At 58.6% G+C, this 21,737-nt stretch carries 18 protein-coding genes and 5 tRNA genes; 2 read left to right on the top strand and 21 right to left on the bottom strand.

Going from position 1 to position 21,737, the window contains the following annotated elements:
* Window positions 1–26 precede the first annotated feature (26 nt).
* The 13 genes from rplL to HQL98_04765 form a co-directional block, all read right to left on the bottom strand.
* Window positions 27–404 (bottom strand): 50S ribosomal protein L7/L12, encoded by a 378-nt coding sequence (gene rplL / locus HQL98_04825; protein MBF0271388.1) that lies wholly within the window; start codon window positions 402–404, stop codon window positions 27–29.
* A gap of 87 nt (window positions 405–491) precedes the next feature.
* Complete coding sequence (gene rplJ / locus HQL98_04820) at window positions 492–1,016, bottom strand: 50S ribosomal protein L10 (GenBank protein MBF0271387.1); 525 nt, start codon at window positions 1,014–1,016, stop codon at window positions 492–494.
* Between the two features lie 196 nt (window positions 1,017–1,212).
* A complete protein-coding gene (rplA, locus tag HQL98_04815) occupies window positions 1,213–1,902 on the bottom strand; it encodes a 50S ribosomal protein L1 (protein ID MBF0271386.1) in 690 nt (229 codons plus the stop codon).
* Window positions 1,903–1,938: 36 nt separating this feature from the next.
* On the bottom strand, window positions 1,939–2,367 hold the full coding sequence (gene rplK / locus HQL98_04810) for a 50S ribosomal protein L11 (protein MBF0271385.1): 429 nt from the start codon (window positions 2,365–2,367) through the stop codon (window positions 1,939–1,941).
* Between the two features lie 30 nt (window positions 2,368–2,397).
* Complete coding sequence (gene nusG / locus HQL98_04805) at window positions 2,398–2,928, bottom strand: transcription termination/antitermination protein NusG (GenBank protein ID MBF0271384.1); 531 nt, start codon at window positions 2,926–2,928, stop codon at window positions 2,398–2,400.
* A 43-nt stretch (window positions 2,929–2,971) separates the two neighbouring features.
* Entirely contained in the window at window positions 2,972–3,175 is a 204-nt protein-coding gene (secE, locus tag HQL98_04800; GenBank protein MBF0271383.1) for a preprotein translocase subunit SecE, read from the bottom strand.
* Window positions 3,176–3,261: 86 nt separating this feature from the next.
* Window positions 3,262–3,337, bottom strand: a tRNA-Trp gene (locus tag HQL98_04795).
* Between the two features lie 52 nt (window positions 3,338–3,389).
* On the bottom strand, window positions 3,390–3,545 hold the full coding sequence (gene rpmG, locus HQL98_04790) for a 50S ribosomal protein L33 (protein ID MBF0271382.1): 156 nt from the start codon (window positions 3,543–3,545) through the stop codon (window positions 3,390–3,392).
* 38 nt (window positions 3,546–3,583) lie between these two features.
* Window positions 3,584–4,774: an elongation factor Tu gene (gene tuf / locus HQL98_04785; protein MBF0271381.1), complete on the bottom strand. Its 1,191-nt coding sequence runs from the start codon at window positions 4,772–4,774 to the stop codon at window positions 3,584–3,586.
* 64 nt (window positions 4,775–4,838) lie between these two features.
* Window positions 4,839–4,913: transfer RNA gene (locus HQL98_04780), tRNA-Thr, on the bottom strand.
* Window positions 4,914–4,972: 59 nt separating this feature from the next.
* Window positions 4,973–5,046: transfer RNA gene (locus HQL98_04775), tRNA-Gly, on the bottom strand.
* A 48-nt stretch (window positions 5,047–5,094) separates the two neighbouring features.
* Window positions 5,095–5,179 (bottom strand) — tRNA-Tyr (locus tag HQL98_04770).
* Between the two features lie 102 nt (window positions 5,180–5,281).
* On the bottom strand, window positions 5,282–5,851 hold the full coding sequence (locus HQL98_04765) for a helix-turn-helix transcriptional regulator (protein ID MBF0271380.1): 570 nt from the start codon (window positions 5,849–5,851) through the stop codon (window positions 5,282–5,284).
* Window positions 5,852–5,987: 136 nt separating this feature from the next.
* Here HQL98_04765 and HQL98_04760 point away from each other — a divergent pair, with 136 nt between their 5' ends.
* Both HQL98_04760 and HQL98_04755 read left to right on the top strand, forming a co-directional pair.
* A complete protein-coding gene (locus tag HQL98_04760; protein MBF0271379.1) occupies window positions 5,988–6,587 on the top strand; it encodes a peroxiredoxin in 600 nt (199 codons plus the stop codon).
* A gap of 43 nt (window positions 6,588–6,630) precedes the next feature.
* Window positions 6,631–6,705, top strand: a tRNA-Thr gene (locus HQL98_04755).
* Between the two features lie 111 nt (window positions 6,706–6,816).
* Here HQL98_04755 and HQL98_04750 read toward each other — a convergent pair.
* The 8 genes from HQL98_04750 to HQL98_04715 all read right to left on the bottom strand — a co-directional run bounded on the left by HQL98_04750 (window position 6,817) and on the right by HQL98_04715 (window position 21,730).
* Window positions 6,817–9,090 (bottom strand): B12-binding domain-containing radical SAM protein, encoded by a 2,274-nt coding sequence (locus tag HQL98_04750; protein MBF0271378.1) that lies wholly within the window; start codon window positions 9,088–9,090, stop codon window positions 6,817–6,819.
* A 462-nt stretch (window positions 9,091–9,552) separates the two neighbouring features.
* A complete protein-coding gene (locus tag HQL98_04745) occupies window positions 9,553–9,912 on the bottom strand; it encodes a hypothetical protein (protein MBF0271377.1) in 360 nt (119 codons plus the stop codon).
* Between the two features lie 20 nt (window positions 9,913–9,932).
* Window positions 9,933–11,666 carry an NAD(P)-binding protein gene (locus HQL98_04740; GenBank protein ID MBF0271376.1) on the bottom strand — a complete coding sequence of 578 codons (1,734 nt, stop codon included), beginning with the start codon at window positions 11,664–11,666 and terminating at the stop codon, window positions 9,933–9,935.
* A 12-nt stretch (window positions 11,667–11,678) separates the two neighbouring features.
* The gene (dsrB, locus tag HQL98_04735; GenBank protein MBF0271375.1) at window positions 11,679–12,755 is read right to left on the bottom strand and encodes a dissimilatory-type sulfite reductase subunit beta; all 1,077 of its coding nucleotides are present in this window, start codon (window positions 12,753–12,755) and stop codon (window positions 11,679–11,681) included.
* A gap of 63 nt (window positions 12,756–12,818) precedes the next feature.
* Window positions 12,819–14,066 carry a dissimilatory-type sulfite reductase subunit alpha gene (gene dsrA / locus HQL98_04730; protein MBF0271374.1) on the bottom strand — a complete coding sequence of 416 codons (1,248 nt, stop codon included), beginning with the start codon at window positions 14,064–14,066 and terminating at the stop codon, window positions 12,819–12,821.
* A gap of 538 nt (window positions 14,067–14,604) precedes the next feature.
* On the bottom strand, window positions 14,605–16,170 hold the full coding sequence (locus tag HQL98_04725; protein ID MBF0271373.1) for a response regulator: 1,566 nt from the start codon (window positions 16,168–16,170) through the stop codon (window positions 14,605–14,607).
* A gap of 101 nt (window positions 16,171–16,271) precedes the next feature.
* On the bottom strand, window positions 16,272–18,488 hold the full coding sequence (locus HQL98_04720; protein MBF0271372.1) for a motility associated factor glycosyltransferase family protein: 2,217 nt from the start codon (window positions 18,486–18,488) through the stop codon (window positions 16,272–16,274).
* Between the two features lie 83 nt (window positions 18,489–18,571).
* Entirely contained in the window at window positions 18,572–21,730 is a 3,159-nt protein-coding gene (locus HQL98_04715) for a response regulator (protein ID MBF0271371.1), read from the bottom strand.
* Between the last annotated feature and the right edge of the window lie 7 nt (window positions 21,731–21,737).

Below are 21,737 nucleotides of genomic sequence, written 5' to 3'. Positions count from 1 at the left end.
CGGCGGGAACAGGGGATGCTTCCAAATTACTTGATTTCGACCTTGGCGCCGGACTCTTCCAATTCCTTCTTGAACTTCTCGGCATCGGCCTTGGAAACCGCTTCCTTGACCGGCTTGGGAGCGCCTTCCACCAGATCCTTGGCTTCCTTGAGGCCCAGACCGGTGATGCTGCGCACGGCCTTGATCACGTGAATTTTCTTGTCGCCGGCGTCCACGAGCATGACCGTGAATTCGGTCTGCTCTTCGACGGGGGCGGCGGCTTCGGCGGGGGCGGCGGCGGCGACGGCAACCGGGGCGGCCGCAGACACGCCAAAGCGGGCCTCAAGGGCCTTGACCAATTCGGCCAGTTCGAGAACGGTCATGTTCTCAATGGCAGAAATCATATCTTGTTGGGAGAGAGCCATGTTTTTATCTCCAAAAATCGATCGCGCGATCTGCGCGTTGCGTGAATGACAAGCCTTGCCACCCCTTGGTCACAAGGCCAAGTGGTTTCAAGCTGCCTGTTTTTCTTTTTCTTCGCGGATCTTGTCGAGCACCCGGACAAAGGCCGCGGGTACTGCAGCCAGGACGCCGACAATCCCTTGCACCGGATTCATCATGGTACCGAGCAAACGCGCCAGCAAAACTTCGCGGGACGGGAGCTTGGCCAGTTCGGTGATCTCCTGAGGCGTCATGAAGACACCGTTCAAGACACCGCCCTGGATGACGAGCAGGGGATTCTTTTTGGCAAAATCCGTCAGAACCTTGGCGGGGGCCACGGGATCCTTGGAGAAGGCCAGCACCGTGGGACCGGTGAGCACTTTTTCCAGGGGTTGAAACTTGGATCCCTGAATCGCACGTTTGGTCAAGGTGTTCTTGACCACCCGCAATTCGGCGCCGGCTTGGCGGATTTCACGCCGCAGTCGCGTCATATGGGCCACGGACAGTCCACGGTAATGGGTCGCGATGGCCACTTCGGAGCGGCCCATGCTATCCAAAACCTCTTGGATGATCTCTGATTTTTCGGTTTGGTTCACCGACTGTTCTCCTTTCTGGTTGAGTTGGCGCGGTCAAAAGGCCGCTACTTCCATTCGTCAGACCTGCAAAAGCGTCCCCAACCAAAGGATTTCCCGCATGATTGGTCTCGGCGGGTTGGATGGCTCCTCATTAAGGGGCTCACTGTGATGGCCCCACCCGCTGTCTTGGACGTATTTCAAAAAAACACTCCCCGATTTACAGGGAGTGGATATCCACATGCACACCCGGCCCCATGGAAGAGGAAACCGTCACCCGTTTCATGTAGGTTCCCTTGATCACCGTAGGCCGTTGCTTTTTGAGTTGGGCGATCAAAGCGCGGCAGTTGTCCCCCAGTTTTTCGACTTCAAAGGAGACCTTGCCCACGCCAGCGTGGACGATACCGGCCTTTTCGACCCGGAACGCCACCTGACCCGCCTTGATGGATTTGATCACGCCAGCCATGTCAAAGGTGACCGTACCCAGTTTCGGGTTGGGCATCAAACCTCTGGGTCCGAGCACACGGCCCAGACGACCGACGATACCCATCACATCCGGACAGGCCACCACCCGATCAAAGTCGAGCCAGCCCCCCTGAATTTTGTCCACCAGTTCATCGGCACCGACAAAATCCGCTCCGGCGGCCAGAGCCTCCTGAACCTTGTCCCCTTTGGCGAAGGCCAGAATACGCACCGTCTTACCCGTGCCGTGAGGCAGTTCGACGGTACCGCGTACCATCTGGTCGGCATGACGGGGATCCACGCCGAGATTGACCGCGATCTCGACGGTTTCATCGAATTTGGCGTTACCCTTTTCCCGCACCAACCGGATCGCCTCATCCAGACCATAGAGAGTGGTACGGTCCAGTCCTTCCATAAGGCCTCTGAGCCGTTTACCGCGCTTTGCCATGCTTCGCTCCTCGATTCAATCGCAATCCATCAATCTTCAGACGATTTCCAGGCCCATGGACCGGGCCGATCCCGCGATGATTCGCTTGGCGCCCTCCATATCCTTGGCATTCAGATCCACCATTTTGGTTTCCGCGATCTGCTCGACCTGATCCCAGGTCACCTTGCCGATCGGAGCCCCTTTGCCCGGAGTCACCCCACCCTTGGGCACACCCGACGCTTTGCGCAACAGATAGGTGGCCGGGGAGGTCTTCAGTTCGAAGGTGAAGGTACGGTCCGCATAAACCGTGATCACCACCGGAGTCGGGGCACCCGGCTCCAGGGTTTGGGTACGGGCGTTGAAGGTCTTGCAGAACTCCATGATGTTCAAGCCGTGCTGACCCAGAGCCGGACCCACGGGGGGGCTGGGCTTGGCTGCGCCGGCCGGGCATTCCAACTTGACATAGGCTGTGATTTTTTTTGCCATTTTGGCGAATCCTCAAATCATGTGATAAAATTACAGCTTTTCCACCTGCACGAAATCCAGTTCCACCGGCGTGGCACGACCAAAGATGCTCACCGAAACCTTCAAGCGGGTCTTGTCCTCGTCCACATTCTCCACCACTCCGTTGAAGGAGATGAACGGACCATCGGTCACCCGGACACTTTCGCCCACGGCAAAGGTGACCTTGGGTTTGGGTTTGTCCATGCCCACTTCCACCTGGTGCAGAATTTTTTCCACTTCTCGTTCGGAAAGGGGTTGGGGGCGTCCACCGCCTCCCAGAAATCCTGTCACTTTGGGAATGGAATTGACCAGATGCCAAGTTTCGTCGTTCAACTCCATCTTGACCAGGACATAACCGGGAAAGAACTTGCGTTCCGAGGTTACCTTATGGCCGCCACGCAACTCCACGACCTCTTCGGAGGGGACGAGGATCTCCTCGAACATCTCTCCGGAACCGGTCAGGCGAACGCGCTCTTCCAGGGTGGTTTTGACTTTTTTCTCAAACCCCGAATAGGCGTGTATGACATACCACTGTTTGGCCATGGATCTCCTCTATGACACGAAACCACACACGACTCGGGGAAAATCAACCGATGATTTGCCGCACGATGAGCGCCAGAATGGCATCCACCATCCACATAAACAAGGAGACCAGCACCACCATGCCGAACACGACGATGGTAGTATTCATCGTGTCCCTTCGCGTGGGCCAGACCACCTTTCCGACCTCGGCGCGCACCTCTGTCAGATAGCTTCTGAATTGGGCAATCCGCCCGGTGTCATTAATCATGGAGTGATCTTACGGTGAGGAAGGCAATTAACAATGTAACCCACAAATGCACACATGATCCTGACAACCCGATTCCATCATAAGTATGGCAGGACAGGAGGGACTCGAACCCCCAACCGCCGGTTTTGGAGACCGATGCTCTACCAATTGAGCTACTATCCTAGATCATCATCAATCACGCCTGCGCTTTCGTAAAAGCCGGAGGCCTGCGAGATTACTTGATCTTTCCTTCCTTGTGAAGGGTGTGCTTTCTGCACGAGGAGCAGAACTTCTTGAGTGCCATTTTTTCAGGCTTGTTTTTCTTGTTCTTGTCCGTTGTGTAATTGCGGCGTTTGCACGCTTCACAACTGAGACTGATCAGGTCACGCATCTAACTCTCCCGGATCCCTGGTGACATCATGCCCTGGTTCAGGCCACGATTTCCGCAACGACGCCCGCACCCACGGTACGTCCACCCTCACGGATGGCGAAGCGCAAGCCTTTTTCCATGGCGATGGGGGCAATCAACTCCACTTCCATGGAAATGTTATCACCCGGCATCACCATTTCCACACCTTCCGGCAACTTCAGCACACCCGTGACATCGGTGGTACGGAAGTAAAACTGAGGACGGTAATTGGAGAAGAACGGGGTATGCCGACCACCTTCCTCTTTGGAGAGGATGTAGCACTCGGCCTTGAATTTGGTGTGGGGGGTGATGGAGTTGGGCTTGGCCAACACCTGACCGCGCTGCACATCCTCGCGCTTGATGCCACGGAGCAGCACGCCGATATTGTCACCCGCCTGACCTTGATCCAACAGTTTGCGGAACATCTCGACACCGGTGCAAACCGAATTGGTGGTCTTTTTGATGCCCACGATGGAGACGTTTTCACCCACCCGGACAATACCACGCTCCACACGACCCGTCACGACTGTGCCACGACCGGAGATGGTAAACACATCTTCGATGGGCATCAAGAACGCGCCGTCCAAAGGACGCTCGGGTTGGGGAATGTAGGCATCCACCGCATCCATCAATTTCTGGATGGAACCGGAGCCCATGGGGCCCGTGTCCCCTTCCATCGCCTTGAGGGCGGATCCCACCACGATCGGAATTTCGTCGCCGGGGAAATCGTAGGAGGAGAGCAGTTCCCGCACTTCCAGCTCGACCAGTTCCAGCAGTTCCGGGTCATCCACCTGGTCGGCCTTGTTCATGAACACCACCAGCGAGGGTACACCCACCTGACGGGCCAGCAGAATGTGCTCGCGGGTCTGGGGCATGGGGCCGTCGGCGGCGGAAACCACCAGAATGGCACCATCCATCTGGGCCGCACCGGTGATCATATTTTTGATGTAGTCCGCATGACCAGGGCAGTCCACGTGGGCATAGTGACGCTGTCCGGTCTCGTATTCCACATGGGCGGTGGAGATCGTGATACCACGGGCCCGCTCTTCCGGGGCCGCGTCGATCTGATCGTATGCCTTGAATTCCGCGAGACCCTGGCTGGCGAGATGCTTGGTGATGGCGGCTGTCAGGGTTGTCTTGCCGTGATCCACATGACCGATGGTTCCGATATTGACATGGGGTTTATTTCTCTGAAATTTCGCTTTGGACATGACAATCTCTCCACCCTGCAGGATTGCAAATTTTGGCTGGGCCAGAAACCACCGGGGTCAAATATGGAGCCCATGCTCGGGATTGAACCGAGGACCTCTTCCTTACCAAGGAAGTGCTCTACCACTGAGCTACATGGGCATAAAACTACGCTTGCACAACTTAGAGATACGCGGCCAAGCTCCTGCTCGCCACGTAATTGGAGCGGGCGGGGGGAATCGAACCCCCATGATCAGCTTGGAAGGCTAACGTTCTACCACTAAACTACGCCCGCTTTCACAGCTGCCTCACTCTTGCGTCACCAGGGGTGACCGATCACGAGTGGTGGAGGGGGGAGGATTCGAACCTCCGAAGGCTGAGCCGGCAAATTTACAGTCTGCTCCCTTTGGCCGCTTGGGAACCCCTCCTGACATTCCCGTTTTCAACCCGTTTGTGGGATCTCGAAAAGAACCCCGTGTTGAGCTGGAAATTTTTAACCGCTTAGGGACCGAATGTCAAGATGAATTTCTTCAGCCGGTCATTTTTTCTTCGTCGGGGGCCGTCAAGATGGTCATGATTCCTTGCGCCACGACATCCGAGGATGGATTTCTGTAGAAGTGACGGGCATTTCCGTGAAAGCAGGCCGTGTCACCCCCGCGCAACCGCGCCAGCTCGCCTCCCACATCCAACTCGATCTCCCCCGCCTGCACATGCAGATACTCCTCACTGCCCGGCGGATGGGGCTTGCCCAGGTACTCTGCACCCGGTCGCAAACTGAAAGACCATTGGGACAGATGCAGAATATTGGGTGGGGTCAGCAAAACCGCCTGATACCCATCGTCCCCGGACTCCACGCGATGCATCTGCGATCCCGGCAGTACCCGAATAAAACGACGTGACGCATCCACCAACTGATCCAACGTCATTTCCAATGCGCATGCAATCTTGAAGGCCACCGCCAGACTGGGATTGGCGGCATCCTTTTCCACCGTGGCCAAGGTGGCCCTGGGTATGCCTGCCAGATCGGCCAACTGTTGTTGAGTGAGATTTCTCTGTCGGCGAATCGAGCGGATCCGTGTGCCGACCAAATTGGTGATCATGTTGGCATTTCACTCCGCATGACAATCTGAAAACATTTTTGACTGCATATCATTTTTTGTCTTGACGCCCACGATCCAAGCGTGCAGAGTACCATATATTAAAATAAATAAAACTGCAAAACAGGAGAATCCCATCATGAGTGTTCTGGTTACCCAACCCGCCCCCGATTTCACCGCCAAAGCTGTCATGCCCGACAACAGCATCGCCGATGCGTTCACCCTTTCGTCCTACCGCGGCAAATATGTGGTGTTGTTTTTCTATCCGCTGGACTTCACCTTTGTTTGCCCCTCCGAGATCATCGCCTTCGATCATCGCCTGGATGAATTCAAAAAGCGCAATGTGGAAGTCATCGGTGTCTCCATCGACTCCCATTTCTCCCATTTAGCCTGGAAAAACACCCCGGTCAACCAGGGTGGCATTGGCAACATCCAGTATCCCCTGGTGGCGGACCTGTCGAAAGAGATTTCCAAAAACTTTGGCGTCCTGTTGGGTGCCGGCATTGCCCTGCGGGGATCCTTCCTGATCGATCGTCAAGGCATTGTTCGTCATCAGGTGGTCAATGACCTCTCCCTGGGCCGTGACATCGACGAAATGCTTCGTGTGGTCGATGCCCTGCAATTCACCGAAGAGCATGGCGAAGTCTGCCCGGCGGGCTGGAACAAAGGTAAGGCCGGCATGAAAGGCTCCACCAAAGGCGTGGCCGAATATCTCGCCGCGCACGCCGACAATCTGTGATCCCTTGACGATAGAGGCGGAATGCCCTAATGTGTCTTGGCAAGCCGCTTTAGCTCAGGGGTAGAGCAGCTCACTCGTAATGAGCAGGTCCTCGGTTCAATTCCGAGAAGCGGCTCCAGAATAAAAAAACGGCTTGGCAGCAATGTCAAGCCGTTTTTTTATTCCATTTTTATCCCGGTCATCCCCTCACCAAGCCCCCCTCCCCTCTCGTACCCACCCCCAATCCCGGTCAAGCCCGGCGTTCCTGCTCATGCTTTTCTTCCCCATGCATCCGACTCAACGCGACCGCCCCGGATCTCCTCCCCATGCGTCCAGTGGCCCATTCCATGTACTGTTCCCGAAACATGGCCCGATCCCGCAACAAGCTGATCAAGGCACATCGCCCCTGCGAGACTTCCGCCACCGGCTCCAACCGCCACCCACCGTTTCCATCCTCCATGGGTCGATAGGGATAGGCCACACACTCTGCCGGCTTCACCCCCTGAAGGGCGCATCGATGCCGGTCCGCCTCCAACTCCAGATGGGCGCAGGCATGCCGCACCCAACCATCCTCCCCGGCCTCCTGCAAGGCGGTCTCATAAGTCTCATGCAAAGTACGCTCCCCGTCTTCGGTTTGAGCCAGGTAACGAATCCCCCCTTCCAGGACCAACCCCTGCCACGCCGTTGGTGTGATGGACGGCACGCTCTGTTGCTGACTCTCCAGAAATTGCGTGATCAGGCCCCACTCCTCGACGCCACACATCAGCCCATCCTCATCCAGACAACACTCCCCGCACGGGCCACAAATCTCCTCCAGACGCCGTTCCATCTCCTCGGCGGTCATTTGAATGGAAACATCCACCATCCCCGATTCCAGACGACTCACCACAAACGACGCCCACTCGGAGTCGGCGTCCCCCCTCTCCGGCAACAAACGCCCCGGGTTGCGCCCGGCCAATACCCGGGGCAATCGCACCACCACCGGCGTCTCTTCCAGTCCATGGCTCACCCGGCTGTAGGCCCGGTCATAGGCCAAAAGCTCCCACAAACCCACTACATCGACCCTGCGGGCAAAATCCACACAGAGCGCATAACCCCGTTCACTCCACACGGCCATAGGCTCGGGAAATGAAGGATCCCTCACCATCTCCTCCGGAACCGGTATGGTCAGCAGATAATCGATCCACGCCTCCTGGCACTGGCCGAACACCCGGTGCAAAAAATTGGGAAAATACCAAGCCATCAACCGCAGCCCATACGCCAAAAACAGATAACGGCCACGGGGCAGCACGGTCTGGGCAAAATAGTGCCGATGGGGAAACAACCCGCTCTCTTCCCGGAATCGTTCCAGATCCGGCATCGACAATGCGTCGCGCTCATCGGATTCGTTAAAATCGGTGGGCATACCGTCATAGGCCAGCTCCGTGTTGGCGGCCACCAGGGCCGATCCTGCCAACGGCGACAGCAGATGCATCTGCAACACCACATCCCGCGACTCGGACAAGGTACCGAACACCCGCAACGTCTCTTGCACATCCGCCTCGGTCTCATCCGGAAAGCCGATGATGAACGAGACCGTGGTCGCCAATCCAGCGTGTCGGGTCAGCAGGATGTTATCCACAGCGCGGGCCACCCGCAGATTCTTGCGCACCACTTTCTGCATGCGTTGGGAACCGGTCTCCATCCCGAAATAGATGCCCTGGCATCCAGCGAGGCGCAAATGCTCCAACAACTCCGCATCCACCAGATCCGGACGGGCGCTGATCTGCCAATGGTACTGCCGGGGATGCTGGCCGATGGCCGCGCAAAATTCGATGATCTTGCGGCGATTGGTGGTAAAGGAGTCCTCGATCATTTCAAACGCGCGCATGCCGTAAAGGGCGTGCAACTGGTCCATTTCGGCCAGAATCCGCCCGGGACTCTTGGCACGAAACCGACGGGAGAAATATTCGTTGGTGGAACAATAGGTACAGGCAAAAGGACAGCCCCGCCCGGTCTCCACCGGCACACTGATTCCGGTGGGTCGATACAGGTCGAAAGCCGGCAGGGGCAGACGGTCCAGATCCATCAGCAAGGGCGCGGGGGGTGTCTCCAGGATCTCCGTCCCCTGGCGGTACACCAGACCCGGAATGGCGGACCAGGGGGCGCCATCCAAAAAGGCGGTCCATCCCGTTTCCGCCTCTCCCCGGAATACCAGATCCACACATCCATGACGTTGCAGCAGCAAAACCGCCACCGCCGATGCCTGTGGTCCTCCCATCACCACCGTCACCCGGGGATTGAGCGCCTTGACCAATCCCGCCAGACGCAACGAACGATGAAAGGTGGAACACAGAGTGCTGAATCCCACCACCTCCCGTTGGGCTAACGACGACGCCCATTCTTGTTCTTCCGGCACCGCGGGCAGATCCACCACGGTCACATCCACGCCCCGTTCACGCGCCAGAGTGGCCAAGGTCAACGGCCCAACCGGCATCAATTCCATATCCCGGGTCAGATAGGTCACAAAGGTCAAGGTGTTCATAACAGCAATGGGTTGACGCCTTCAAAAATCGAAGATCCCTTCAACGAATCGTTGTCGATCCAGCCTGTTCGTCCATGGATCCCCGTGGGTTGAACACAGGCCATCCCCCGTTGGGATTGACCGGAAATGGATCCAACAGGACCAAAATCCATGGATCCCATCCTGGGCATGCCGCCATCCTGAATGGATTCGGCTCACCGCGATGACGGGCACGAATTTTATAAAAAACCCAGTTTTTTGTCCAACCCAATGACACCCCATCCACCAAAACAAAAAAATGCGTGGGGCCGATCCATTCCGACCGATCCTGCCACGCATGACGCGGGCAAAGCCAGCAGGGTGCTGCCATTTTTAAAACGCTCAAGCTTAGGGGGGAGGTGAATCGAAATCCGGGGGGAGGAAACGATCCGGAAACGGGACAGGCAAGCCCCGTTTCCGGACACGTCTTGAAACGCTTTACTCTCAGAGGGTACGGATGCCAGCCAGAACCGGCTCCCAGGTGGAGACCGGCTTGTTGAGCCGTTTTTCCACATAGGCGGCATGATAGACCGCCCCTTCCGCATAACGCAGATCACCACGATCCAGGGCCGCTTTGGCCTTTTCACCCTGAACCGCAGTCTCTTCTCCGGCCTCGGCCACACTGCGCCAATAGGCCAGAGCTTCTTGACGATTGACAAAACGATCCGACTGCGCCTTGGCCTCGGTCAACGAAGCGACCCGCACCGCGTTGCGACCAAAGGTCATGGTCCAACCGCTTTCGGACCAAGCGCGGGATTCGGCGATGGCCTGATCCAACTGTTTGACGACATCCGACTTGTTCATGTTTTTTCTCTCCTTGCCCATCAATCCATGCCCATATCGATATACCCGGTGGGGCAGATCTCGGCACAAATGTGACAACCCACGCAACGCTCATAGAAGGTGAACATCACCTCCCCTTCGGGGTTGCCCGGAAAACGGGTAATGGCGTGTTGAGGACAGAACAACATGCACTGATTGCACTCGAAGCACAAACCGCAGCTCATGCAACGCGCCGACTCCTCCTTCGCATCTTCGCGGGACAAGGGGATCAACACCTCGCGCCAGGAACCCTTGACGACTTGGGGATGATCCAGCCGCCGTTTCTTTTGCGCGGATGGCACGAAATAATCCGACTTGAGCTTTTCGTAGCGGACCACATCGCGGCGTCCCGGCTTGGGGGGCAACGGCTCGCCCCGCAGCAGCAGATCCATGGACTCGGCGGCCTTGCGGCCATGACCGATGGCCGTGGTCAGCAAAGTGATGCTCACCGCGTCACCACCACCGAAGACATTGGCAAAGCCTTCGATTTTTTGATTGTGATCGACCTTCAGCCAAGGCGTGCCACCCGTGGTCTGTTCCAGGCCGGTCATATCGGTGGTTTGACCGATGGAGGCCACCACCTGATCCACATCCAGCACAAATTCGGTGCCGGGCTGGACCTTGAAGCGGAAGAACGGAATCGGATGATTCCATCCCTCTTCGCCCTTCTCTTTTTTGACCATCTGGACGCACTTGAGTCCCTTGACCGCATTGCCGTCCCGCAACACTTCGACGGTTCCAGCCTGATAGACCATGCGCGTGCCTTCGGCCACGGCTTCATCGAACTCGTAAGCCGAGCACTTCATCTCTTCGCGGGGCACGCCGGAGATCAAGGTGGCCTGTTCCGCCCCCAGACGCAGGGCCAGACGGGCCACGTCCATGGCCACGTCGCCATCGCCGATCACCGCCACATGGCGACCGATGGACATGGCATGACCTTGCAGCTCGAAGCTGCGCAGGAAATCGATGGCATTGGTCACGTTGGCACAGTCCGCACCCGGAATGGGCAGTCCCCGCCCCTTCTGCGCGCCGACGGCCAAAAAGACCGCGTCGTAATCGCGGCTGAGCTGCTCCAGGGAGACATCCACCCCGACGCGCACGTTGCAACGCAACTCCACGCCCAGATCGAGAATCCGTTGGCACTCGGCCTCCAGCACGTCGCGACTCACCCGGTAGCCCATGATGCCATAACGCATCATGCCACCCGGCTTGTCACTGGCTTCAAACATCACCACATCATGGCCACGCAGGGCCATCTGGTAGGCGCAGGAGAAACCACCGGGACCGGAACCCACCACGGCCACCTTTTTGCCGGTTTTATGAGCCGGTTTGGGGTAGGCGAGTTTCTTTTCGATGGCATATTCGCCGATGGCCTGTTCCACGGCGTTGATGTGGATGGTTTCATCCCGATATTGACGGTTGCACGCCCCCTGACACGGAGCCGGGCAGACCCGTCCCATGACGGCGGGAAAGGGGTTGGTGCGGGTGAGACGACGGAAAGCCGCCTCCCACGCATCCGGACCATCCTTCCAGGTGCCACGGATCAGGTTGTGATAGCCTCGGATGTCCTCTCCGGCGGGACAGGCGTTGGAACAGGGAGGCAACCGCTCCACGTAGGTCGGGCATTTGCCGCTGCGGTCGCCATAGGCGACCACGCGATCCAGCCCTTGCTCCAGGGAAAACGGCGGGTAGACCCAGTCCTTGGCCGATTGATACATGGGGTTGGTTTCGATCATCGCGCTCCCCCGTCAGAACCGGATGTGGGCGGACTGATTGAACGACACACGGGCATGACGATAATTGTCAATCATGAACTTGTCGAAGGGCAGACCGGTCTCCTCGAAGAACCGTTTCCAGCCGATGCGATCGATCCACTCACCCAGACGCTCCCAATCCCGACCACCGGCCTTGTAGGCGGAGAGAATTTTTTTGAGCAGTTCCCCCACTTCCGGCCAACGGGGCGGATTGTTGGGCAGGCCATGGGCCACCAGTTTCATGTTGGCGGGTTTGGTGCGGGCGTTGGAGTTCTTGCCGCCGACCCAGATGGCGAGCTTGGAGTGTTCCGGATGGTTGATTTCCATGGCCGGGCAGGCACCGAAGCAGGCGCCGCAATAGATGCATTTTTCTTCGACGACCATCAGCGAGGGTTTGCCATTGACCGTGGTGGGACGGATCGCGGCCACGGGGCAACGGGCCACGGTGCTGGGCATTTCGCAGACGTTGGCGAGGATTTCGTGATTGATGCGCGGCGGACGGGTGTGTTGCACCACCACGGCGATGTCGGCCTGACCACCGCAGTTGATTTCGCAGCAAGAGGTGGTGAGACGGACCCGGTTGGGCATTTCTTCGTGGGCGAAGTCGTGGAACAGGGCATCCATGATGCTCTTGGCCACGCCCGAGGCGTCCACGGCGGGGATGTCGCAGTGCAGCCAGCCCTGGGTATGGGCGATGGCGCTCACCGAGGGGCCGGTGCCGCCCACCGGATGACCGGCGGCTTCCAAAGCGGCGATCAACGGATCGACGTTTTCGGCGTTGGGGGTCATGAATTCGACGTTGTTGCGCACGGTCCAACGCAGATAACCATCCGCGTAACGGTCCGCCAGGTCACACAAGCGACGCACGATATCCACCGTCACCTGACGATGGGTGGCGGCACGCACGGTGAAAAGCACGTCGCCGCTCAAGGCCACATGTTTCAAGACACCGGGACGGGGCCGTTCGTGATGGCTCCATTTGCCATAGTTCTTTTTGCTGACGGGGTGCAGGAATTCGTCCAGATCATGGGGACCGTTCTCGACGGTCTTCCAGGTACGCGCAGTAGCCATGGGTCATACATCTCCCTGAATTTGATTAATGGTGCCTGTAGTGATTCGTGATGGGGTCCGCGATCAGGCGGCATCCCGCTCGTCTTCGTCGGTGGAGTACTCACCGGCCTTGAAGAACGGATTGTCGCGGGGATGGGAGACCATCTCCACGGACGCCTCCAGGCCAACAGCGTCCAAGAACTGCTGCATGCCGACCCGTTCAATGCACTCGCCGATCCGTTCGTGATCGAGGCCGTTTTCCGACCAGTAGTCGATCATGCGGTCCACCAACTCGATGAAGGCATCCATATCCTCTTCGGTTTCCATCTTCATGAAGGGAACCATGACCGATCCCAACATGTTGCCCACTTTCAGGTGACCCTTGCCACCCACCAGCAGGGTGATGCCACGGTCGTCTCCGGGAGACAGGGCCTTGGGCATGACGTTCAGGCAGTGCATGCAGCGCACGCAATCCCGGTTGTCGATGACCATTTTGCCGCCTTGCAGGGTGATGGCTTTGGTGGGACAACGGGTGATGACGTTGTTGACCAGATAGTCCACACCCTTGGCCTCGATGAATTTTTCCACTTCGGCTTCGTTGATCTTGATATCGTCCCGCCAGGTTCCGATCACGGAATAGTCGCTGCGCTGAATGCTGTTGGTGCAGTCATTCGGGCATCCAGAGAACTTGAATTTGGCTTTGTAGGGGAGTTGGGGACGGTGGGTCAGATCGGAATAATAAGAGAGTACTTTGCCATGGGCGTGCAAGGTGTCGTAGCAGGCCTGCTCGCAGCGGGCCGGACCCACGCAGGACAGACCGGTACGCACCGTGGCGCCGGCGCCACCCAGATCCCAGCCTTCCTGGTTGAGTTCGTCAAAACAGGCCTGGACGTACTCCGCCTTGATGCCCTGGAGTTGCAGGTTGCCGGTCTGGCCATGCATGGAGATCAGACCCGAGCCGTATTTTTCCCAGACATCGCACATGTGGCGCAGGGACTTGGTATTGTAATGCAGACCAGGAGCAGGCTGAATGCGCATGGTGTGGAATTCGGTGGCTTCGGGGAACTTGTCGCTGATCATGCTGTAGCGGCTGATGATCCCGGCGCCATAACCATGAACGCCGACCACACCCCCCTTCCAATACCCCATGCGGGTCTCGTAGGAATAGTTGAGTTGATCGAGAACACCGCGCACCATGGTCTTGCCGGTGCGTTGCGCCGTCTCCTTGAAGCCCTTGATGAAGCTTGGCCAAGGACCATTTTCCAAATCGTCCAGCATGGGCGTTGGATTGAGTTGAAAAGATTGGTCTTTCTGCTGTTCTTGTTCGCTCATTAGGTCACTCCTGGGATGTTCTAGGAAAACTCAAGATGTTTAATATTGATTCTTAGTTTTAACATTCACCAATTTTGCTGATGTCCCCGTATAGAGACCATAATATACAAAAGAGTTCCGACCTTCAAGAATAAATTTCTTCTATAAAAGACTATATCAATATTCTTGATTGTTAATACATATTTTCTATCAACCCACTAGCGCATTGCGGTGCAACATAAGCGCAGGGGACAGGCGTATCCAGGAGCGGTTTTTATCACATCAAGAATAATGATTTATTATTTTTGATTTATTTTTTTCCGCACCTCCGATGACATCAAATTCATTATTCCTCCCCAGCATACTCTTGCAACAACATGATGGCGCGTCCCACCGCCGCCTCCAGTTCCTCCAGGTTCAGCCCCGCGGATCACCCCCGTCCCCCTGGTCTTCCAGACCTTGACGCCACGCTGCGGCGCACCATTGGACTTCCGATGCAACCATGACCTCCGGCCCTCTCACCCCCCTCCCCGCCGCCTCTCCCATGGCCGGATTGCCGTCAAGAAGGCGTTGCAATCCGATCCGAAAGCCAACGCATCATGGCCGATTGAATCCCCCAACGGGTGACAGGTTTGGACAGACAGTCGTCCATGCCCGCGGCCAGACACATCTCCCGGTTCTCCTGCAAGGCAAAGGCGGTCATGGCCACGATGGGGGTGTGACGATCCTGCTCCTGGGCACGAATCGCCCGACAGGTGGCGTAACCATCCATTTCCGGCATCAGGCAATCCATGAAAATCAAATCGAAGGCGGAACGCGCCAGAATCTCCAGAGCCTGCCGTCCATTGTCGGCGAATTCCACACGCAGATCGAAACGTTTCAACATGCCCCGCAACACCGCCCGATTGATGGGATCGCCCTCAGCCACCAGAATCCGCGCCCCCCGGGCAAATCCCGGATCCGCCAAAGAGCTGTCCCGGGAGCTGGACGACTGGGGATCACACATCTCCATGGGCAGCACCACCACAAAACAGCTACCCACCCCGGGGGTGCTTTCCACCTCGATGCGCCCTTGCATCAATCCGACCAGCTTGCGGGTGATCGCCAGTCCCAATCCGGTGCCGCCATAACGGCGGGTGGTGGAGGTTTCGGCCTGCTCGAAGGCCTGGAACAGTTTCGCGAACTGCTCCCGGGAGATGCCCACCCCGGTATCCCGCACCTCGAAGCGCACCGCCCGTCCCAGCCTGGAATCCATCGCAGGGGTGGCAGAAAGGGTCACGCTGCCTGCATGGGTGAACTTCACCGCGTTGGAAAGCAGGTTGACCAGCACCTGACGCAACCGGGTCGGATCCCCCAGAATCCATTCCGGCAGAGTGTCGGCGATGTCTTGCTTGAAATCGATCCGGCGTTTGCCGGCGAACCCCCGGAACAGCATGGCCAGATCGTTCAACATGGCGTGGGGATCCAGGGGGATGGACTCCATGCGCAACTTGTCGGCTTCGATCTTGGAGTAGTCCAGCACATCGTCGATGATGGTCAACAACGCCCGACCGGAGTTGATCAGCCCCCGGACATACTCCCGTCCCTGGTCGGCCATGTCGATTTCGCTCAGGAGTTCCGCCATGCCGAGAATGCCATTGAGCGGGGTACGGATTTCATGACTCATGGTGGCCAGAAAAGCGCTTTTGGCCTTATTGGCCTCTTCGGCCTCCTTGCGGGCGTGGATCAACTCCCGCTTGCGGGCCTGCAAAGTCAGATGGGTGGAAACCCGGGCCACGACAATGGCCGGACGAATCGGCTTGGTGATGAAATCCACCGCCCCCAGGGCAAATCCTTTGGCCTCGTCGGCCTCGGAATCCATGGCGGTGATGAAAATCACCGGAATGTCGGCCAGAACCGCCTGCTCCTTGACCTTGCGGCACACCTCGAAGCCGTCGAGCCTGGGCATGACGATATCCAGAAGAATCATGTCCGGATATGGGGCGGTGGCCAGCTTGCGCAAGGCCTGTTCGCCGGAGGTGACGACAAAAATCTGGGCCAGATTTTTCAGCGCGTTGCCCAGCACCTGAAGATTGTGCTGCTCGTCATCGACGATCAGGATGCGGGGCAAAGAATTTTGACTCATGGGGGATCCCTTGGCGTGAAAAAAGGTCTGCAAAAAAATGGCGCTTCACTCCGCGAGTCTGCCATGGGGCAGAACCGTTGAATCCGACCGAACGCCAAGGCTCATACCGAAAAAAATGACGACAGTTCAAATTCCAGCAGATCCGCCACCCGGACCCAGTCGCGGTTGGCCTGGGCCATGACCACGGATTTCAGCACCTGAGGCAAGGGGGGACGCGGTTGGATGCGCCCGGCCTGAATGGCTTTCAACAGACAGTCGATGCTGCCAACCATGGCCTGATTGCCCGTCGCCACACGGCCCTGACGAAACGCCTCGATCACCTGGGCAACCTTGCGGCGACAGTCGGGATCTTCGGGGGGATCCCCATCCGGAAACGCCATCCTCAAGACAAACCGTTGATGTCGGGCCTGGGCGGCGCCACAAACCAGTCCCTCCCGTTCACAGACCTGCGCCGCTTCCTGCAACAGTGTTTCGGCGGCCATGACCTGTCCAGTCTGTTGCAAGAGATCCGCCCATTCCATCTGATAGAAGGCGCGCTCCGTCCCGGAGCCCGTGAGTTCGACCACCTCCCGCCATCGGGTCAACGCCGGTTGCAGTTGGCCCCGATGCCGATAAAAACGGGCCAGACGAACCGTCACAAAGGCCTCTTCGTCCGCCAATCCAGATGCTTGAGCCCAATTCAACGCACCACGCAACAAATGGAGGGATTCATCCGGTTCGCTTGGAATCAACCCCTCCCCCCGCAGCGCCATCAAACGAATCCGGACCGCCAGATCGGTCGGGGAACGGTCGAGCAGCGCATCCAGCAGGGACAAGGCTTGTTCACGGGCACCGTGATGCAGACGGGCCATCACCAGCAGCAATCCGTCCTCCATGGAAAGGGATTCGTCCCGCTCCAAGGGCGCCAGCAGATGTTCCGTTTCCGACCACAGGCGCTGACGCGCCTTCTTTCGGGCCGCAATCCGGATCTGTTCGACCGGAAGCGGGTTGGCCGGCTGAAACGGCGCAGCCAGGAACGCTTCCAGATCGCTGCCTTCCGGATAGTGGCAACCGGCGATCCGGGCGCCCCGACGGCTGGCCTGAAACCATGCGATGGTGGGATGACGCACGATCAGCACCTCCAGATCGTGACAAAAACTTTTCATCGCCGGCTGACTGGGCACCGGTTCGCCCCAACCATTCACCAGGCTCTCCGAGGCCGAAAAGGCGACCTGACTGTGGGCCGTACCCGCGACATGTCTTTTTCCATCGGGAAATGAGAAATCCGCTCCCATCAGCAGCACCCGACCCGCTCCCAGCAAACGGGCCAGATCCGCTGCGGCATGGGTCACGGTGCCGCTGGTAAAAAGGCGCGTACACGCTGGTCTGTGTTCCAGAAACGACGCGTAAAGAATCCCGTCGCTGCAGGCCACCCGACGCGGACCCGGCCAATGGGCCACGATCCAAGGATCGGTGGCGGGAAAATAGACCAGCACCGTCTCTTGCAGCAGGCTCAAGTCGGCATGAAAATGGTGGACGATGATCGGCGTCGGATCCAGAGTGATCACGATATCCGGTCGGATCCGCGCGTTCAGCAACGGCTTGAGCGCCGCACCCACCGCGATCACAGGATGACGGGCCGTCGCCAACGCCCCGAAATGGTCCGAAAGGGTCGGACCTGCCGCCGCCACCACAACGGTTTGTCCCTGCCATTGGCCGGCGAGCGTGGCGATATCCGGGTCTTGCTGCCAGTATGGGGCATTGTCATCGATATGAGACTTCAGCCAGGGAAGACGCCGGGCATCCTGATTCAAGATGGCCGAGTCCAGTTCACATTGAATCCGGTTGCGCAACCCCTCGCCCTGGGTGCCAGGCAACGCGTTCTGCCAGTCGAAGGGAATGAACACCGCCGGAGACCGGAGCCACTCCCCATGTTCGCCGGGGGTTTGCCATGTCACCCGGGGATCTTCCAGCCACTCTTTATGATCAAACCCTTCCAGGGAGATCCGGGCGGTGGCCGCGTCGCATACCACCACCACCAGGCGTTCCAGGGAAACGCGACGCAACAGCAACCGGGCCACGGCACCGGAACCCACACCATAGACCCACACACAAGCGCTGTCGGTCGGGATGGAGGCCAACTGCCAACGGGCCTCGGCCTCCGGATCCCGATGGCTGCACACCAGACGACCATCCACCTGAGGTGTTTTCCCCTCCTCCCACCCCAAAACGAGACGTTCCGGGGCTTGCGTCAACCAGGCCCACACCCGAGGCCAACGACGGGCAATGACCGCACGGTTGCCCTGCAAAAAAAAGTGCGTATGACGGGAAGGAGACATAAGACGATTGCCTTATTGGTAAGGAGTGTCCAGTTTCACGTTTTTCTGGGGTGACCTGCCATGCACAGCCGGGAACGACCGGATCAGCTCCGCATCTCTCGTTGCAAGGCGGCCAGGGTGACCAGGGCTTCCTCGGTGGCAAAGGCCGCGGTCTGGGACTCCAAAAGGGAAAAGAGCCGTGCCCCACGGCCACCCAGATGGGCGGCGATCTTCGGCAACTGATCCTGGGCGGAAAAGTCTCCGGTTTCCAGCAGACGCCGCAACATCTGACATTGCGCCTCGAAACCAACCCGATCCCTCTCCCCCCCAGGGGCCGACGGGAGCGGGCACTCCAGAGGAGCCAGGGGATCGAGGCGTGCCAAAACGATCAGGATCCGCTCCAACTCCCCGATCAACGCAAGCACATCCCCTGCCACGAACGTCCCCCGGGCCAGACCTTCATCCAGCGTGCGGGCCAACTCCCCGAGACGCGTCATTCCCAGATTGCCCGACAATCCCTTGAGGGCATGGACCAACGGTTTGATTCCTTCGGTTTGTCCCTGCTCCCAGGCGGTACGGATGCGCACCGCCGCCTCCCGATGGTCCCGTGCGAAAGCATCCAAAGAAAGACGCAACACCCGACGATTGCCATGCACCAACCGCAAGGCCCGTTCCAGATCGAGGCCGGACCGTTCCAGATCCGGCAGGGCCACCGAATCGCAAGCCGCCACCGGTTCGGAGCGCGTCGTCTCCGTTTGGACCAAAGGCGTGCGGGGGGGAATCCACTGCACCAGCTTGGTGAAGAAGCGCTCCGGATCCAACGGCTTGGTGAGATGGTCGTTCATGCCCGCCTCCAGACAGGCGCGTCGATCCTCGTCCAGGGCGTGGGCAGTCATGGCGAGGATAGGCCACGCCTCCCGACCCGGCAGGCGTCGGATCTCCCGGGTGGCCAGCAGACCATTCAAGCCGGGCATCTGTATATCCATCAGCACCAGATCGAAAGCCATGGCGCCTGCCAGATTCACCGCCTCCCGCCCATCCTCCGCCACCGTGACCCGGAGTCCATATCCTTCCAGGAAAGCCCGGGCGATCTCCCGGTTCAAGGCGATGTCATCCACCAACAGCACGGAGGCGCCCCGGATGCGAAGCAGAGCCTCTTCCGCGGGGGCCCAGGTCTGACCACCCACAACCGGCGCTGGACCACTGGCGACGCGGGTCGACTCGCCGACATCCAGCGTACCCGCGGACCAGGGAAGCCAGGCGGAAAAGGTGCTGCCCACTCCGACGGCGCTCTCCACGGAAATGTGTCCCCCCATGGCGATGACCAACCGTTCGCAGATGGCCAACCCCAGACCCGTGCCTCCGTGACGGCGGGCATGGGAGATGTCGGCCTGCTGAAACGGCTTGAACAATTTTTCCTGCTGCTCCCGGCTCAAGCCGATACCGCTGTCTTCGACCGCGAAGCGGATCCAGCGCGGCTCCCCGTTTTCCGTGATCCGTTCCACCACCAGCCGCACCGCCCCCCGGCCGGTAAACTTGATGGCATTGGAAAGCAGATTGAGAATCACCTGACGCAACCGCAACGGATCTCCCATCAACACCAGATCGCTGCCGCCGCACCCCACCAGTTGAAACGACAATCCCTTCTCCTCGGCCCGGGGGGCCATGAGTCGGACCATTTCGTGGATGAGATCCTGCAAGGAAAAGGCAATGCTTTCGACTTGCAACGCGCCGGCTTCGATCTTGGAAAAATCGAGGATGTCGTCGATGATGCCCAACAAGGCGAGGGCGGCGTTGCGGATGGTGACCAATTGTTTGCCGTGCCGTTCCTCGGGACGATCCCGCAGCACCAGATGACACAAGCCGATGATGGCATTCATCGGGGTACGGATCTCGTGGCTCATGTTGGCCAGAAAGAGACTCTTGGCCTGATTGGCGTCATCGGCCCGTTTTTTGGCCTCTTGCAGATCCCGGGTCCGTTCCCATACCCGGGTTTCCAGTTCGGTTTTGGCCAACAGCATGGCCTCGTTTTCCCGCCGGATGGCCAAGTCCTTGTCCCGGCGCAAGATGTTGATGTGATCCACCAGTGCCAACGACAAAAAGGCCGCTTCCAGCCACAGTCCCAGCCGCCCCCCCCAGATGGTCAAAAACGACGTGGGCAGATAACCATAATAGCGCCCCAGACTGATGGCGAATCCGGCCAGCATGAAGCTCCATCCCAGAATCATCAGTCTGGCCCGGTCCTGACCCCGGGACCACAGATACAGACCGATCAGGGGCATGATCGGAATCATCAATCCGCACAACACGAGCAGGCTCTTCATGGCCACCAGCTTCAACCCGGCCAGGATCAGCACCATGGTGGTCCCCAGACCGATCATGCCCCCGATCAACACCCGATCCATCCAGGGCGCCTGACGGGCCGAATCCAGGAACACCCGGCTGAACTGCACCCCCAGGATCAACGACACCTGAATCGACAACGTGGGCACATGCTCGGTCAACGCAACCGATTCCGTATAAAAATAGCGATGCCCCAGCCCGGTGACCGCCATGGTGGCCCAGGCGAATCCCGCCACATAGGCCACATACCATAAATATTCCCGCATGCGGGTGAAGAAGAAAATAAACAGATTGTAAAAAGCCATGAACAGCAAGCCGCCCAGATAGATCCCGGTCAACAGGCCGTTGCGGTCATGATTCAGATGGAAGGCTTCCGGACTCCACAGCAACAAGTCGGTATCGATGAAGCCGACCTGCTCGAAGGCCAGACGGGCGTAAAGGATGGTGCGTTCCCCGGGCTGGCTCACCAGGGGGATCACCGGGAGTTCCGGGGAGATGGAGACGTTTTGTATCGGACGCCGATCCCCGAGCCGCCAAACCTGGGGGGGGCCATCCGGCATCATCTGGAACAGGTCCAGGTAGTCCAGAGTGGGACTGGAGGTTTGCAGAAACCAGCGCAAGGGTTGCCGATCCGGATTGACCACTTCGAGTCTCAACCACCACGCGGAGCCGGAAAGTCCCTGACTGGTGATCGGACCCACCGGTCGAAAGCGTCGCGCCACTTCGGGACGGACGAGATCCGCCACCGTCAATCCGCGCTCTCGATCTTCCAGAATCCAAAGATGGGGAGTGGCGGGGAGACCTTCCATCAGCGGACGCAACGCCAACGGATTGACCCCCTCTGTGGCGCAGGCTCCCGACCACCAGACCAGCGCGCAACCAGCCAGAAAAAATGCCAGGAGTCGATTCCGGATGGTCACGGTGCAA

This window comes from Magnetococcales bacterium, assembly GCA_015231755.1.
Taxonomy (GTDB): domain Bacteria; phylum Pseudomonadota; class Magnetococcia; order Magnetococcales; family Magnetaquicoccaceae; genus Magnetaquiglobus.
This window is presented reverse-complemented; position numbering and strand designations above follow the sequence as displayed.

Bases quoted from the DNA above. Each gene is read 5' to 3' on its own strand.
- rplL (MBF0271388.1), bottom strand. From the start codon at position 404: ATGGCTCTCTCCCAACAAGATATGATTTCTGCCATTGAGAACATGACC.
- rplA (MBF0271386.1), bottom strand. From the start codon at position 1,902: ATGGCAAAGCGCGGTAAACGGCTCAGAGGCCTTATGGAAGGACTGGAC.
- rplK (MBF0271385.1), bottom strand. From the start codon at position 2,367: ATGGCAAAAAAAATCACAGCCTATGTCAAGTTGGAATGCCCGGCCGGC.
- nusG (MBF0271384.1), bottom strand. From the start codon at position 2,928: ATGGCCAAACAGTGGTATGTCATACACGCCTATTCGGGGTTTGAGAAA.
- secE (MBF0271383.1), bottom strand. From the start codon at position 3,175: ATGATTAATGACACCGGGCGGATTGCCCAATTCAGAAGCTATCTGACA.
- rpmG (MBF0271382.1), bottom strand. From the start codon at position 3,545: ATGCGTGACCTGATCAGTCTCAGTTGTGAAGCGTGCAAACGCCGCAAT.
- tuf (MBF0271381.1), bottom strand. From the start codon at position 4,774: ATGTCCAAAGCGAAATTTCAGAGAAATAAACCCCATGTCAATATCGGA.
- HQL98_04765 (MBF0271380.1), bottom strand. From the start codon at position 5,851: ATGATCACCAATTTGGTCGGCACACGGATCCGCTCGATTCGCCGACAG.
- HQL98_04760 (MBF0271379.1), top strand. From the start codon at position 5,988: ATGAGTGTTCTGGTTACCCAACCCGCCCCCGATTTCACCGCCAAAGCT.
- HQL98_04750 (MBF0271378.1), bottom strand. From the start codon at position 9,090: ATGAACACCTTGACCTTTGTGACCTATCTGACCCGGGATATGGAATTG.
- HQL98_04745 (MBF0271377.1), bottom strand. From the start codon at position 9,912: ATGAACAAGTCGGATGTCGTCAAACAGTTGGATCAGGCCATCGCCGAA.
- HQL98_04740 (MBF0271376.1), bottom strand. From the start codon at position 11,666: ATGATCGAAACCAACCCCATGTATCAATCGGCCAAGGACTGGGTCTAC.
- dsrB (MBF0271375.1), bottom strand. From the start codon at position 12,755: ATGGCTACTGCGCGTACCTGGAAGACCGTCGAGAACGGTCCCCATGAT.
- dsrA (MBF0271374.1), bottom strand. From the start codon at position 14,066: ATGAGCGAACAAGAACAGCAGAAAGACCAATCTTTTCAACTCAATCCA.
- HQL98_04725 (MBF0271373.1), bottom strand. From the start codon at position 16,170: ATGAGTCAAAATTCTTTGCCCCGCATCCTGATCGTCGATGACGAGCAG.
- HQL98_04720 (MBF0271372.1), bottom strand. From the start codon at position 18,488: ATGTCTCCTTCCCGTCATACGCACTTTTTTTTGCAGGGCAACCGTGCG.